The sequence below is a fragment of the Sulfitobacter sp. JL08 genome (genome assembly GCF_003352045.1).
In the GTDB taxonomy this organism is placed as follows: domain Bacteria; phylum Pseudomonadota; class Alphaproteobacteria; order Rhodobacterales; family Rhodobacteraceae; genus JL08.
On sequence record NZ_CP025815.1, the window covers coordinates 127,186 to 142,254 of the forward strand.

Annotated in this window: 15 protein-coding genes; 9 read left to right on the forward strand and 6 right to left on the reverse strand. The window is 58.4% G+C overall.

Translation table 11 applies throughout. The features are described 5' to 3' along the window. The first annotated feature begins 3 nt into the window (after positions 1-3). The 8 genes from C1J05_RS00610 (at position 4) to C1J05_RS00645 (ending at position 8,941) form a co-directional block, all read left to right on the forward strand. Positions 4-627 carry a LysE family translocator gene (locus C1J05_RS00610; protein ID WP_114868568.1) on the forward strand — a complete coding sequence of 208 codons (624 nt, stop codon included), beginning with the start codon at positions 4-6 and terminating at the stop codon, positions 625-627. Further along, positions 627-1,010, forward strand: a complete 384-nt coding sequence (locus tag C1J05_RS00615; protein ID WP_205389021.1) for a GFA family protein — start codon at positions 627-629, stop codon at positions 1,008-1,010. Before C1J05_RS00610 ends, C1J05_RS00615 begins: the two co-directional genes overlap by 1 nt. Continuing rightward, positions 1,003-3,444 carry a GcvT family protein gene (locus C1J05_RS00620; RefSeq protein WP_114868569.1) on the forward strand — a complete coding sequence of 814 codons (2,442 nt, stop codon included), beginning with the start codon at positions 1,003-1,005 and terminating at the stop codon, positions 3,442-3,444. Before C1J05_RS00615 ends, C1J05_RS00620 begins: the two co-directional genes overlap by 8 nt. Further along, entirely contained in the window at positions 3,441-4,076 is a 636-nt protein-coding gene (locus C1J05_RS00625; RefSeq protein WP_114868570.1) for a LysE family translocator, read from the forward strand. Before C1J05_RS00620 ends, C1J05_RS00625 begins: the two co-directional genes overlap by 4 nt. Beyond that, positions 4,073-4,969, forward strand: a complete 897-nt coding sequence (locus C1J05_RS00630; RefSeq protein WP_114868571.1) for a homocysteine S-methyltransferase family protein — start codon at positions 4,073-4,075, stop codon at positions 4,967-4,969. Before C1J05_RS00625 ends, C1J05_RS00630 begins: the two co-directional genes overlap by 4 nt. Before the next feature lie 9 nt (positions 4,970-4,978). Beyond that, positions 4,979-7,426 carry a GcvT family protein gene (locus C1J05_RS00635; RefSeq protein ID WP_114868572.1) on the forward strand — a complete coding sequence of 816 codons (2,448 nt, stop codon included), beginning with the start codon at positions 4,979-4,981 and terminating at the stop codon, positions 7,424-7,426. A gap of 13 nt (positions 7,427-7,439) precedes the next feature. Further along, on the forward strand, positions 7,440-8,222 hold the full coding sequence (locus C1J05_RS00640; RefSeq protein WP_162797869.1) for an alpha/beta fold hydrolase: 783 nt from the start codon (positions 7,440-7,442) through the stop codon (positions 8,220-8,222). Between the two features lie 71 nt (positions 8,223-8,293). Beyond that, positions 8,294-8,941, forward strand: a complete 648-nt coding sequence (locus tag C1J05_RS00645) for an RluA family pseudouridine synthase (RefSeq protein ID WP_254684819.1) — start codon at positions 8,294-8,296, stop codon at positions 8,939-8,941. Positions 8,942-8,944: 3 nt separating this feature from the next. Here C1J05_RS00645 and C1J05_RS00650 read toward each other — a convergent pair whose 3' ends face one another. Together C1J05_RS00650 and C1J05_RS00655 are read right to left on the reverse strand one after the other, a co-directional pair. After that, entirely contained in the window at positions 8,945-9,784 is an 840-nt protein-coding gene (locus C1J05_RS00650) for an alpha-1,2-fucosyltransferase (RefSeq protein WP_114868574.1), read from the reverse strand. Positions 9,785-9,911: 127 nt separating this feature from the next. Continuing rightward, positions 9,912-11,339 (reverse strand): aldehyde dehydrogenase family protein, encoded by a 1,428-nt coding sequence (locus tag C1J05_RS00655; protein ID WP_114868575.1) that lies wholly within the window; start codon positions 11,337-11,339, stop codon positions 9,912-9,914. Positions 11,340-11,505: 166 nt separating this feature from the next. On the opposite strand from C1J05_RS00655, the gene C1J05_RS00660 reads away from it, so the two are divergent. Continuing rightward, entirely contained in the window at positions 11,506-12,156 is a 651-nt protein-coding gene (locus tag C1J05_RS00660; RefSeq protein WP_114872021.1) for a peroxiredoxin, read from the forward strand. Here C1J05_RS00660 and C1J05_RS00665 read toward each other — a convergent pair. From C1J05_RS00665 to C1J05_RS00675, 4 genes are all read right to left on the reverse strand, one after another. Then, on the reverse strand, positions 12,153-12,848 hold the full coding sequence (locus tag C1J05_RS00665) for a glycosyltransferase family 25 protein (RefSeq protein ID WP_441351679.1): 696 nt from the start codon (positions 12,846-12,848) through the stop codon (positions 12,153-12,155). The two genes, C1J05_RS00660 and C1J05_RS00665, sit on opposite strands and share 4 nt — an antisense overlap. A 135-nt stretch (positions 12,849-12,983) precedes the next feature. Further along, positions 12,984-13,601: an SGNH/GDSL hydrolase family protein gene (locus tag C1J05_RS00670; RefSeq protein WP_368073750.1), complete on the reverse strand. Its 618-nt coding sequence runs from the start codon at positions 13,599-13,601 to the stop codon at positions 12,984-12,986. After that, positions 13,502-14,008 (reverse strand): hypothetical protein, encoded by a 507-nt coding sequence (locus C1J05_RS22040; protein WP_368073725.1) that lies wholly within the window; start codon positions 14,006-14,008, stop codon positions 13,502-13,504. Before C1J05_RS22040 ends, C1J05_RS00670 begins: the two co-directional genes overlap by 100 nt. A gap of 196 nt (positions 14,009-14,204) precedes the next feature. Continuing rightward, positions 14,205-14,888, reverse strand: coding sequence for an aquaporin (locus C1J05_RS00675; RefSeq protein WP_114872022.1), 684 nt, complete (start codon positions 14,886-14,888; stop codon positions 14,205-14,207). Positions 14,889-15,069: the final 181 nt, after the last annotated feature.

Consider the following 15,069-nt stretch of genomic DNA (forward strand, 5'->3'; position numbering starts at 1 on the left):
GGGATGAGTTTTGAGGCGTGGATCGTATTTGCCGTGTTCTGGGTTGTGTTTGTCACCACGCCGGGGCCGAACGCGGTGAACTGTATCAACAACGGCATGACACTCGGTTTCAGGCGCGCGCTTGTCGGTGTTTTGGCGATCCTCACTCAGGCAACCCTGTTTCTGATCCTTTCGGCATTGGGTATCACCGCCCTGATCGCGGCATCGCCGACTGCGTTTCTGGCGGCCAAACTGATTGGGGCGGCGGTTCTGATCTATCTGGGTGTGCGCGGCTGGATGAATGCGGCAAAGCCCGTGACCATTGAACAGCGCCCCGCAAGATCGATCTATCTGCGCGCGCTGGCCATCGCCACCATCAACCCCAAAAGCGTGGCGGGATACCTTGCCGCGTTCTCGCAATTCGTTCAGCCCGATGTGCCGATCTGGGACCAGATGGTCGTGATCGTGCCCACGGCCCTGACGCTGACCGCGCTAAGCTACACGGGGTTCACTGCGTTGGGCGCGGGCATCGGGCGCGCGGCTTTGGGCGTTGTTTTCAATTTTTGGGTGCGCCGCGTCATGGCCGCCTGCTTCATCATCTACGGGGTGCTTCTGGGCAGCACCTCTGTACCGCAAGGAAGAGTCTGATGTTAAAGGGAAGCTGCCTGTGCGGCGCGATCAAGTTCGAGGCCACGGGAACAGCGCGCGACCCTGCCGCCTGTCATTGCGGCCAGTGCCGAAAGCAATCGGGCCATTACTGGGCCGCGGTCAACGTGCCGATGTCCGGCTTTACCTGTTCCGGCGATGTGCGCTGGTACGAGGCAAGCCCGATTGCCAAACGCGGCTTTTGCCCGACCTGCGGATCTTTCCTGTTCTGGAAGGCACACGACGAAGACGAAATAGGCGTCGCGCTTGGCGCGCTGGATGCCCCGACCGGTCTTAGGCTGGAACGTCATATCTATACCGCCGACAAGGGTGATTATTACGACATCACGGATCATGTCCCGCAAGAGGAGCAAGAAAATGGCTGAATTTCCGACAACCGCACGGGTGGTTATCATTGGTGGCGGGGCGGTTGGCGCCTCGGCTTTGTATCATCTGGCGCTGGCCGGCTGGACCGATTGCGTTCTGCTCGAAAAAAACGAACTAACTGCGGGCAGCACATGGCACGCGGCGGGCAACGTGCCGACATTTTCGACCAGCTGGGCGATCATGAACATGCAGCGCTATTCGACCGAGCTGTATCGCGGGTTGGCGGACAAAGTTGACTATCCGATGAATTACCATGTCACCGGATCGATCCGTCTGGCCCATTCCAAGGAACGCGTACAGGAATTCGAACGCGCCAAGGGTATGGGGCGCTATCAGGGAATGGACATCGAAATGATGTCCCCGAAAGAAGCGCAAGAGATCTACCCGTTCATGGAACTGCACGATCTCAAGGGTGTGCTTTATGATCCCAACGATGGCGATATCGATCCCAGCCAGCTGACACAGGCACTGGCCAAGGGCGCACGCGATCTGGGTGCGCGGATCGAACGTTTCTGCCCTGCGACGGGCGTGTCGCGCGATGGCGATGAATGGATCATTCACACCGACAAGGGCGATATCCGTTGCGAATTCGTGGTCAATGCCGCGGGTTACTATGCGCAAAAAGTGGGTGAATGGTTCAAACCCTATGGCGGACGCACTGTGCCGATGATGGTGATGAGTCACCAGTACCTGCTGACCGACGAAATCCCCGAAATCGCAAAATTTACCGCGGATCACGGTAAACTGCCGCTGCTGCGCGACGTGGATTCATCCTATTATCTGCGGCAGGAAAAGACCGGCCTGAACCTTGGCCCGTACGAGCGTAACTGCAAGGCACACTGGATCACGCCCGAAGACCCGTTTCCCGAAGATTTCAGCTTTCAGCTTTATCCCGACGATCTGGAACGGCTTGAATGGTACATCGAAGACGCAATGGCTCGGGTGCCGCTGTTGGGCAGCACCGGCATCAACAAGGTGATCAACGGCCCGATCCCCTATGCCCCTGACGGATTGCCCCTGCTGGGCCCGATGCCCGGCGTGAAAAACGCATTTGAGGCATGTGTGTTCACCTTTGGCATCGCCCAGTCCGGCGGTGCGGGCAAGGTGTTGGCCGAGTGGATCACCGAAGGTGCGACCGAATGGGATATGTGGGCGGTCGATCCGCGCCGCTACACCGATTACACCGATGCCGATTATTGCATCCAGAAAGGGATGGAAACCTATGGCCATGAATACGCCATGCATTTCCCCTGGCACGCGTGGCCTGCGGGGCGCGACAAGAAACTGTCGCCTGTTCATGACAAGGTGATCAAGGCAGGCGGTGTGATGGGGGCCTATAACGGATGGGAGCGCGCCAACTGGTTTGCCCAACCGGGTGACGACACATCGCTTGATGCCACCCATACATGGGAACGCGCCGGCCCCTGGGAACAGCGCATTCGTGAAGAATGCGAAGCGGTGCGCGATAATGTCGGTGTGCTCGACCTGCCGGGATTTTCGCGCTTCAACCTTAGCGGTGAAGGCGCGGCAGAGTGGTTGCGCGGCATGATCACCGGCGGTTTGCCCAAAATCGGGCGGATGAACCTTGCCTATTTCGCCGATGATCGCGGCCGTATCCTGACTGAGATGAGCGTGCTGCGTCACGGCGAGGATCAGTTTACCCTGATCACCGCCGCCACGGCCCAATGGCATGATTTCGACGTGCTGAATAACGCGTTGCCCACGGGCCTGAGCCTGACGGATCACACGACGGAATATTCCACCCTGATCGTGACTGGGCCAAAGGCGCGCGCCTTGTTCGAACAGATTGCCGAGGCTGATTTGTCACTGGGGTGGCTGTCACACCAGCCCGCCAGGGTCGCCGGCAAGAGTGCGGCGCTTGCACGGGTCAGTTTTGCCGGTGAACTGGGTTGGGAAATCCATGCCACCAATGCGGATATGCCCGAGATTTACGATGCCGTGATCGCCGCGGGCGCAAAACCGTTCGGCATGTGGGCGCTGAACAGCTTGCGCATCGAAAAAGGCTATCGCGCATGGAAAGGCGATCTGTCGACCGATTACACCCTGTTCGAAGGCGGGCTTGACCGGTTTGTCAAACTGGACAAACCACAGGATTTCCGCGGCAAGGCTGCCTTGCAGAATGAAAAGCAGCAGGGCAGCAAAAAACGGTTTGTCACCCTTCTTGTCGATGCGGGCGCGGCAGATGCGCCTTACATGTCCACGCTTTGGCATGACGGGCAGGTGGTGGGTGAAACCACATCCGGCGCATGGGGATACCGGATAAACAGCTCGGTTGCCTTGGGGATGGTGCGTACCGACCTCGCGGTGCCCGACACCGCGCTCGAGGTTGAAATCTACGGTGAACGCCGCCGCGCAACCGTACAGGCAGACGCGCCCTTGTGGGACGCGGACAACGAAAGGCTGCGTGCATGACGCTTGAAACGTACCTGCTTTACCTTGGTGTGCTGGCGGCTTTTTTCGCGACCCCGCCTGACACCAGCCAATTGCTGATCATGTCAAACGCAATGCGGCATGGCCTAAAGCGCAGCCTTGCGACTGTTGCGGGTGATCTCTCAGCCAACACCTTGCAGATGAGCGCTGCGGCCTTTGGTCTGACAGCCATTATCGCGGCATCGGCTGATGCGCTTTGGATCGTGAAGTGGCTGGGCGTTGCCTATCTGGTCTGGATCGGCCTGACCCTGATGTTGTCAAAGCCCGAAACGGGGCCAGCGAACGCTGCTCCTGCGGCCCGGCTTGGCATCCTTTACCGGCAGGGGTTTCTGACATCGTCAGCCAATCCATATGCTGTGGTTTTTTTCGGCGCCCTGTTCCCGCAATTCATCGATCCGACTTTGGCTGTGCTTCCGCAGCTTGTCATTCTGGGGCTGACTTATCTTGTTGTGGATGGGGCAATGCTGGTTCTTTGGGGCTGGCTGGCTCAACGAACACTCGGTCGCATCCGGTTGCTTCAGGGTGTCTGGCTGAACAGGCTGTCCGGCGCATTAATGATCGCAGCAGCGGCGCTTTTGGGCAGCCGTGATTTGGCGGCAGAGGCTGGAAAATGACGGACATTATCCTTTTGGACGGGTCTATCGGGCAGGAACTGGTCAGGCGCAGCGCGGACCGGGCCACGCCGCTGTGGTCCACGCAAGTGATGCTGGACCATCCCGAAATGGTGGGCGAGGTACACCGCGATTACTTTGGTGTCGGTGCCACGATCGCGACGGCCAATACCTATGCCGTACACCGATCCCGTCTGGTACGCGTCGGATTGGACGATCAGATGCCGGTCTTGGTGAACACCGCGCTGGATCAGGCCCGCGCGGCCCGCGATGCCCATGGTGGCGGGCGTGTTGCGGGCGCGCTTGGCCCGCTACTGGCGTCCTACCGCCCTGACCTCAAACCGGATGTTGACGATGCCGCCGAAAAATTCGGTGAACTGGTCCGGATTATGGAGGACAAGGTTGATCTGTTCCTGATCGAAACCGTGTCTTCGGTGCAAGAGGCGATTGGCGCATTGCGCGGCACGGCAGCGACAACAAAACCTGTCTGGCTGGCGCTGAGTGTCGAGGACGACGACGGAACGCGCCTGCGATCCGGCGAGGCGCTTGTAGATATTCGTCCGGTGATCGACGGTTTCAAGCCTGACGCTGTCCTGATCAATTGTACGCGGCCAGAAGCGGTAGCTTCCGCGCTTGAAATCATCAAGGCATTCGGGCTGCCATTCGGCGCATATGCCAACGGGTTCACCCGGATTTCGGATGCATTCAAGGCGGATGCCCCCACAGTCGATGCACTTGAACAGCGCACAGATCTGGGGCCAGCGGCCTATTCCAAATTTGCCATGGGCTGGATCGCGCAAGGCGCCACCATTGTCGGCGGCTGCTGCGAAGTGGGGCCTGATCACATTGCACAACTGGCCCGCGATCTCCGCGCGGCAGGTCATTCCATCGTATAGGATTTCGATATGAATACTCTTCCTTCTTCGGCTCGCGTGGTCATCATTGGTGGTGGCGTCATCGGATGTTCTGTTGCCTACCATCTGACGCAACTGGGCTGGCAGGATGTTGTCCTGCTGGAACGCAAGCAACTGACTTCGGGCACCACATGGCACGCCGCCGGTCTGATCGGGCAGTTGCGCGCTTCCTCGAACATGACCAAGCTGGCGAAATACTCTGCCGATCTTTATGCGCGTCTGGAGGAAGAAACCGGCGTTGCAACCGGTTTGCGGCAAGTTGGTTCGGTCTCTGTCGCCCTAACCGACGCGCGCAAGGAGGAACTGTTCCGCAATGCCGCCATGGCGCGTGCCTTTGGGGTGCCGGTCGAAGAAATCTCGCCCGCGGAGATCAAGAAACGGTATGAACATATCAATCTGGACGGGGTCAAGGCAGGTGTCTGGCTGCCAACGGACGGGCAGGGTGATCCCGCCAATATCGCGCTGGCGCTGGCCAAGGGCGCGCGCCAGCAAGGCGCGCTGATACAGGAACGCGTCAAGGTAACAGGCGTGACCCGCGATCATCGCACGGTAACAGGCGTGAACTGGACAGATGAAGACGGAAATACCGGCCACATGACTTGCGATATGGCGGTCAACTGTGCCGGAATGTGGGGCCATGATGTGGGCCGGATGCTGGGGATCAACGTACCGTTACAAGCCTGCGAACATTTTTACATCGTGTCCGAACCGATCGAAGGGCTGACCCAGATGCCGGTGCTGCGGGTGCCGGACGAATGTGCCTATTACAAGGAAGATGCGGGCAAAATGATGCTGGGCGCGTTCGAACCGGTCAGCAAACCGTGGGGAATGGGGGGCATCCCCGACAGTTTCGAATTCGATCAGTTGCCCGAAGACTTTGATCATTTCGAACCCATTCTGGAACAGGCGGTCAACCGTTTGCCGATGCTTGGAACGGCCGGTATCCACACGTTCTTTAACGGACCCGAAAGCTTTACCCCCGATGACGCCTATCATCTGGGCCTTGCCCCCGAGATGGACAATGTCTGGGTCGCTGCGGGGTTCAATTCGATCGGCATCCAGTCCGGTGGCGGCGCGGGTATGGCGCTTAGCCAGTGGATGCATACCGGCGAAAAACCGTTTGATCTGGGCGATGTGAACATCGCGCGGATGCAGCCGTTTCAGGGCAACAAGAAATATCTGGTCGAACGCGCAACCGAAACGCTGGGCCTGCTCTACGCGGATCATTACCCTTACCGGCAAAAGGCCACGGCGCGCGGCGTGCGCCGTACCCCGTTCCACCACCATTTGCTGGAACACGGGGCCGTCATGGGCGAAATCGCGGGCTGGGAGCGGGCCAACTGGTTCGCCAATCCGGGCCAGACACCCGAATACGAATACAGTTGGAAGCGGCAGAATTTCTTTGACAACGTTGCCGCCGAACACGCTGCGATCCGCAGCAATGTCGGCATGTACGATATGTCGTCTTTTGGCAAAATCCGCGTCGAAGGGCCGGATGCAACTGCATTCCTGAACCATGTGGGTGGCGGGCAATATGACGTCCCGGTGGGCAAGATCGTCTATACCCAGTTCCTGAATGTCACTGGCGGGATCGAAGCGGATGTAACCATCACCCGCCTGTCGGAAACTGCCTATCTGGTGGTCACGCCTGCCGCCACGCGACTGGCCGATCAGACTTGGATGATGCGCCACAAGGGTCATTACAACGTTGTTCTGACAGATGTGACCGCGGGCGAAGCCGTATTGGCCGTCATGGGCCCCAATGCGCGCAAGCTGATGCAGGCTGTTTCACCCAACGATTTTTCCAACGCCGTCAATCCGTTCGGCACCGCACAAGAGATCGAACTGGGTCTGGGTCTGGCGCGGGTACATCGCGTCACCTATGTCGGAGAGCTTGGCTGGGAAATCTATGTGTCCTCTGACATGGCGGGCCATACGTTTGAAACGCTTCACGCCGCCGGTCAGGACATGGGCCTGACCCTTTGCGGGATGCACATGATGGATTGCGCTCGGATCGAAAAAGGCTTTCGCCATTTCGGCCATGACATCACCAGCGAAGATCATGTGCTTGAGGCCGGATTGGGTTTTGCCGTGAAAACCGACAAACCGGACTTTATCGGGCGTGATGCGGTGCTGCGCAAGAAAGACGAAGGTCTGGCCAACCGCATGGTCCAGTTCAGGCTGACCGATCCCGAACCGCTGCTCTATCACAACGAACCGGTGATCCGTGACGGAGAGATTGTGGGCTACCTGTCTTCCGGTGCCTACGGCCACCACCTGGGTGCGGCCATCGGCATGGGATACGTGCCCTGCAAGGGCGAAAGCGCGGCGGATGTTCTTGCTTCAAGCTATGAAATCGATGTTGCAGGTACCCGGGTCAAGGCCGAGGTATCGCTGAAGCCGATGTATGACCCAAGCGCGGAGCACGCCAAGGCTTAGGATGGCAAGGGACATGTTCCTTGATATTGCAGGCAACCGCGTTTTCGCGCTCAGCTTTGGGAAGGGGCCCAAGACGTTTCTTGCGCATAGTGGCTGGATCGGAAACTTCGAAGACTGGATCGCAACCCTCTCCATACTAAGCGAAGAGTGGCGGGTTGTCGTTTATGACCATCGCGGAAGCGGCGAAACACCCGTTCCAAGCGAAGACATTACTGCAGACGCTCTTGTGGACGACGTTTTCGGGGTTATGAACGCGCTGAAGATCGAAACCTGCACACTTGCCGGTTTTTCCGCAGGTGCCGTAACGGCATTGCGTGCTGCGCTGAGACATCCGGACCGGTTTGAAGGTCTCATGCTGCTGAATGGCAGCGGCGGGGTGAAAGTGTCGGACGCAGAAATCAAACCACGCGTTCCGCCATCCCAATGGCCCGGTGATACGCACCTTGAACGGCTGGAGTGGTTTGCGACGATGTGTACGCCGGAACCTGGTGCGCTGCATATTCGCCGATGGGCCGTGAATCTGTTATCACGGGCCACACCCGAGGCAGCAGAAGCATCGTTCCTGACCCAGCCATCGCAAACCCTGGATTGGCCTGCAGAGCTGGGGCGCCTGTCATTGCCCACGCTTCTGGTTCACGGAGAGCTTGATCCATTGGTTGACGTCAAGGATATGGAATATCTGCAATCGCTGCTTCCTCAATCCAAGCTGGTCATAATGGAAGGGTCCGGCCACTTGCCCGCAATGACCAGACCGCAAGACGTCGCCCGCGAGATCAACGAATTTTTTGCAGTTTAATCGTCATGGTGGCCTGCCCGCGCCAATGTGGTTGTCGCGGCCCGGTCACCACGGTAATCACCCCCATGACCGTGCAATCTGAATATGATCCGCCCACCGGCCCGCTATCGGTGCTGCACCGCGATCCGTCTTTTGTGATCGTCGACAAACCGGCGGGCTTGCTTTCGGTTCCGGGGCGTGGGCCGCATCTTGCCGATTGTCTGATTGCGCGGGTGGCGCAGGATTTCCCCGATACGCTTCTGGTGCATCGTCTGGATCGCGACACATCCGGCATCATGGTCTTTGCACTGACCCGCGCTGCCCAAAAAACGCTGGGCCAGCAGTTCGAACGGAAAAGAACCCGCAAGACTTATGTGGCCCGAGTAGCGGGACAGGTGCAGGGCGACAGCGGGCAGGTTGATCTGCCCCTGATCGTGGATTGGCCGAACCGCCCGCGCCACATGGTGTGCCACGACACCGGCAAACCGGCCCAGACCGACTGGCGGGTGATCGCACGGGATGCGGGCGAAACCCGAATGGAACTGACACCCAGAACCGGGCGCACCCATCAGCTGCGCCTGCACATGATGGCGCTGGGCCATCCCATTCTGGGTGATCCGTTTTACGCAACGGGCAGGGACGCAGATTATGACCGCATGATGCTGCATTCGGCGACGCTTGGGTTCGAACATCCGGAAACCGGCGAACCCGTTACGTTCCAATCCGCCGCGCCGTTCTAGGGGTCAGATACGAAACCAGCTTTGCGGCAGAATATCGGGGTTGTTCAGCTTGGGATCGCCAAACCAGTCCGACGGCCCCGCCACGCGTTTTTCGGGGTTCGCGTTCAGCCATGCGGCCCACCATGAAAACGAAGAATTGGCGATGATGTTGTGCTGGCACAGGCTCATCAAGCGCATGTCTTCGTAATCGGCGTCTGGCCCGTTGAAATCAACCACCACCTTTTCGTAGGGCAGGGGCAGGTTGTCCCGTGCCCAATCGGGATCATCCGAAAACACGAATACGGTCGGCGTACCATCCAACGGTGCGGCAACCTGCGCAAGTGCCGCGCCGTAATAGGTCTGATCACAGATCGTATGGGCATCGAATGTCAGGTAATCGCCGCGCCGCACATGCAGCGAAACCGACAGCGTGTCACGGATGCGGGCCGCCATTTGTTTATTTTGGGGTGACGGCGGCGGGCGGAAGGCAAATTGCCGGCGCATGTCCTGTGCGATATGCGCAAAGTACTGCTCTGACTGCCAGTAGCCGTGCAGGTACACATTATCGGGCCAGGTTTCGATCACGGAATTATACCCCAAACCCCGTTCCCGTTTGAACGCAGGCGCGGCACCCGTCATGCGCCAGATGGCATATCGCAACGGCGCGTCGTGGCGGGCTGGCGGCAGGGGTGCAGGATCTGCAACATCCAGATCAAATACACGTGTCAGCACGCCTTCGCCGCGATGCAGGGCGGTACGGGTGTCCAGCACAACCTGCGTTCCGTGCCGCGCCGCCAGACCACGAGCGGCGGCGTATTGAAACATCTGGTTGCCCAAGCGGCCGTGCAGACGTGAATAGATCATAGGATGGGCGACCCTTTAGCCAGTTTCCCGTCTGTGTTTAGGCCGATTAAGGGCGCGCGGCCAGACGCAAAAGGCCGCCCTGCTAGGGGCGGCCCTGAACCGTTCCATTATCTGGAAACAGGCGCGGTTATGCGTCTGACCATCCCGAGACAGCTTTGATCTCAAGGAATTCTTCCATCCCGAACACGCCGCCTTCGCGGCCATTGCCCGATTGTTTGTAACCGCCAAAGGGCGACCCTTGGGCAAATCCCTGTCCGTTGGTTTCCACCATGCCCGACCGCAACCGGCGCGCCACGCGGCGGCGTTTTTCAGCGTCCTGCGACTGGATATAGTTGGTCAGACCGTAAGGCGTGTCATTGGCAATCGCGATCGCTTCTTCTTCGGTGTCAAACGGAATGATCGACAGCACAGGGCCGAATACTTCTTCCTGTGCGATGGTCATGTCATTTGTAACATCCGCAAACACCGTGGGTTTCACGTAATAGCCTCGGTTCAATCCGTCAGGACGGCCCAGACCGCCCGCAACCAGACGGGCCTCGGACATGCCAACCTCGATCAGGCCCTGAATTTTGTTGAACTGGGCTTCGGACACGACAGGGCCGATATGTTTGCCTTCTTCGGATGCCGGGCCAACGCGGGTGGTGTTGGCAACATCTGCCGCCATTTCCACCGCCTCGTCATAGCGCGAGCGTTCAACCAACATCCGTGTCGGTGCGTTGCACGACTGGCCCGAATTGCGGAAGCAGCGGATTGCGCCTGCTTTGGCGGCGTTGGGTTCGGCATCGGCAAAAATGATGTTGGCGCCTTTGCCGCCCAGTTCCAGACTGACGCGTTTCAATGAATCAGCGGCGGCCTTGGAAATTGCGATGCCGGCGCGGGTTGATCCGGTAAAGCTGACCATATCGACACCGGGATGCGACGAAAGCTGGCTGCCAACGCCTACACCGTCGCCATTCACAAGGTTGAACACGCCTTTGGGGAATCCGGCCTGATCGACGAATTCGGCAAACAGCAAACCCGACAAAGGCGCAATTTCCGAAGGTTTCAGGATCATCGTACAACCCGTTGCCATCGCCGGGATCGCCTTCAGAACAATCTGGTTCATCGGCCAGTTCCACGGCGTGATCAGCGCACAGACACCAATCGGTTCGCGCAGGGTTTTTTCGGTTGCGGTGAAATCCGTTTCAAAGCTGAAGTTTTCCAGTGCTTTCAGAAACCCGCCCATGTGCCAGGTGCCGGACCCGACCTGTTGCACCCGGCTTAGATCGATGGGCGCGCCCATCTCAAGGCTGATCGCTTCGGCCATTTCAGACTGGCGATCTTCGTAGACTTCGCCAAGACGGCGCAGCAGCGCAACGCGTTCATCCAGCGTTGTCTGCGACCAGCCTTCAAACGCCGCCCGTGCCGCCGCCACGGCAGCATCCGTATCCGCCTGGTCGCCCAGCGAAATGACGGCGCATTTTTCTTCTGTCGACGGATCAATGACAAAAAAGTCGTTGGCCTTGGCAGGGGCAACCCACGCGCCATTGATATAAAAATCTCGTTTCTCGATCATCTTGCTACTCCGCTTGCAGAAAACTTGATCCGGCCTCTTTGGCCCGGAATTCCGGCGCACTCTGTCATTGCAGACAGAAAGGGGCAAGAGAGGGGATGTAACTGGCCCTCTAAAGGTTTAGATTACGACTCGGAATGGTTCAAAACCGAACATGAAGGAGAAGATCATGGGTTTGCGTATTAACGACACGGTGCCGAATTTCACCGCAGAAACGGATCAGGGCACAATTCAGTTTCACGACTGGATCGGCGACAACTGGGCGATTCTCTTTTCACACCCCAAGGATTTCACTCCGGTTTGCACGACCGAATTCGGTGCCGTGGCGCAATTGGCCGACGAATGGGAAAAACGCGGCACCAAAGTGATCGGCGTTTCCGTGGACGGTGTCGAAGACCACAAGAAATGGAAATCCGACATTGAAAAGGTCGGCGGCGCCAAGGCCGGTTTTCCGATCATCGCGGACGAAGGTCTGGCCGTGTCCAAGGCGTTTGATATGCTTCCCGCCGAAGCGTATTTGCCCGACGGGCGCACCCCAGCCGACAGCGCGACAGTGCGGTCCGTGTTTATCATCGGCCCGGACAAGCAACTGAAACTCAGCATGACCTACCCGATGACGGTTGGCCGGAATTTTGCCGAAGTCGTGCGCGCGCTTGACGGATTGCAGATGTCAGCCAAAGGCGTTGCCACACCCGCCAACTGGGTGCCGGGCGAAGATGTTATCATTCCGCCATCTGTCAGCAATGAGGATGCAAAGGCCAAGTTCGGCGAATTTGAAACCGTGCTGCCTTACCTGCGCAAGACCAAGGCGCCGACCTAAATCTTTTGCGGGCGCAGGGCGACCTGCGCGCGATACCAGGCCCGTTTCAATTCCCGCGCCAGTTTTCCGCTGGCGCGGGTTTTTACTTGGATCGTGGACCCGCCGATTTGGGCAGCGACTTCCTGATTGCCGTTGGGCAGGATGGCATGCACCTTCTGTCCCGTCACCCAGTGCATTTGCAAAAACGTATCAACAGGCCGGTCGATTTCGCGGGTGCACTCCAGCAATCGCTGTGCCACATCGCGCCCGACAATCTGGCAGATGCACTGTAATCCGACCACCCGCGGCAGGATGAACGCCATGTCCCCTTCCTGTGCCAGCGTGGACTGTGCGGTTTCGCGTGCTTTGACAGGAAGGCGGATGTACATATCGGGCGTGGCGTGATCCGCCACCATTTGCAGTGCTATAGCCAGGCGGTCGGGATCGACCTGCAAATCATCTTCGGCGATCACGGCATAATCTGCGCCGCTGTCGACCAGCCGCTGCCAGCAGGCGCGGTGGCTGGCAAATACCCCGATTTCCGCAGGGCGCAGGGCAAAGGGATAGTGCGGCGCATAAAGGTTGCCTGCATGTGTTCGGATATGCGCAATCTGTGCCGGATCACGTCCGTTCACCGCCTCGATCAGGTGCGCATCCGGCAACGTGTCCAGCAGTCGCTGTGCATTCGCGCGCCGCGCGGTGCTGGAAGACATATGGATGATGTAAGACTGCATATGCGGTATGTGTAGCGCGCATTTGCGACCTGTGAAAGCAGTGCTGTGCTGATGCCTCAACGCAAAAGCCCCGGCACAGGGGCCGGGGCTTGATCGCGGATTGATGCGACAGGATCAGGCGGTTTTGGCGCGCCGGCGTGCGGCAAAGCCGGCCACAGCAACAACCGACAGCAGCATCGGAAGACTTGCCGGAACCGGTACGGGAGCCAGATTGGCCGCAATTGCGTTTGCCGCGCGTTCGGCTGCCAACGAATGCGCAACGCCATTGGGGTGCACACCATCGACAAACAACAACAGGTTCGGGTCCAAGTTAAGATCAACGCAGTTGGGCGACGGATTGCTGAAGGTCGGATCAAGCGGCGCGCCGATACTGACGGTGCAGGGGGTCGACGTGTCCGCGATGCCAAACGAAATCGGATTTGCGATGATATCCGACACCAATTCGTTCGAATCCCATTCGATGATGTTCAGCCCTTCGTCTTTCAGATCAATGATGTTCTTCGCCAGACGCGTGTTAAAGGTGTTGGTTGCGGTCGTTGCCGCCTCGGATGCCGCTGCGACATCATCTGCTGATCCACCCGCGGCTGCGATCAGAAAGTTATACGCCGGTGTGGCGCCAAGATCGGGCAGGTTCACGACCAGAAAATCATCAAAGGCATGGCTGGAGATTGCTGCAATCGACCGGATACCGTTTGCCACTGCATCTGCGGCGGCTTCGATATCATCGGGCACGAAACTGGCGAACAAGTCATTCGCCCCGAACGAGACTGACACCAGCGGGTTGTCGCCCGGCGATTGCGCCCCGAAGCCAAGCGCGGTTTGAAAGGCCCAATCTGCCCGCCAAAGGTAGACAGTGGCGTTGCGGGTGTCGTCTGATCCCCTGCGGTTGCGCCACCGATGGCAAGGTTTGCCGTGTCGCGCCCGGCGGCGATAAACTGATCCTCGATCCGTTCGGCCCAGACCAGATCTTTGCTGAACCGGCCACCAAGGCTGGGTGGATCAAGAGCAAGAAACTTGCCGTCATCACTCAGGCTGTCGCCAAAGGTATAAAAGCTTGTGTATGCGTCGGTGATTGGGCTTGCCCAGACGGACGTGGGTAAAGACAGCGCCAAAATGGCGGTAATTGATTTAATATACATGAAACCTCCCAGTTGTCCGGGGACGGAAAAGCCAAACGCCCCGTAAACAAGCCATTCGGCGATATAACCTTGGGTCACTTTATGAGAAATCGCATTCAGATTGGGCCCAATGGCCGGAAATGCGGTCGCCATTTGGATGCAAACATCAAAAAATCGCCCGGCGGTTGTGCCGGGCGCAAGGATACACTGTCAGGTTTTATTCCCCGTCAAGCAGGCCCGACCGGAACAGAATACCCGCCGCAATCGCGCCCACGATGGGGGCGACGATAAACAGCCAAAGCTGTGATATTGCCGTTCCGCCGACAAACAGTGCCGGCCCGATCGACCGCGCCGGATTGACCGAAACGCCAGTGATGTTGATGCCGACCAGATGGATCACGACAAGGGCCAGACCGATGGCCAGACCGGCCATGGCTGCCGGTGCGCCAACGCCTGTGGCGCCCAGAATGACAACGACAAACAGGAATGTGGCCACCGCTTCGAACAGAAATGCCGATCCCATGGAATATTCGCCGTTGTAACCCGCACCCCAACCATTGTGCCCAAGCCCGGAAACCGCAGTATCATATCCGCCCGCCTGGCCCGATACGATCATCAGCAGGATCATGGCCGCTACAATCGCACCGGCCACCTGCGCGATCATGTAAGGAATGGCTTCGCCGATTGACATGCGCCCGGCAGCAACCACGCCCAGTGTCACCGCCGGATTGATATGACATCCCGACACCGCGCCGATGCCATAGGCCATCCCGATCAATGCCAGACCAAAGGCAAAACTGATGCCGGCAAATCCGATCAGATCACCGGCGATCACGGCCGCTCCGCAGCCGAATAGAACAAGGGTAAATGTACCGATAAATTCCGCGACAGGTTTCTTCATATTTCCCTCCATCATGCCGCTTTGTGCGGCTTGTAGGATTTGTTTTAGTCCCGCAAATTAAAAAGTCTTGGGGAAATCTTTGCGATGAATTGCAAAAATTAAGGCCTGTTGGCAAAAATATCATGCCACCACTTCCTGCGTGTATGACGCGGACACGCAAAGGGTGACGCCTTCGCCACGG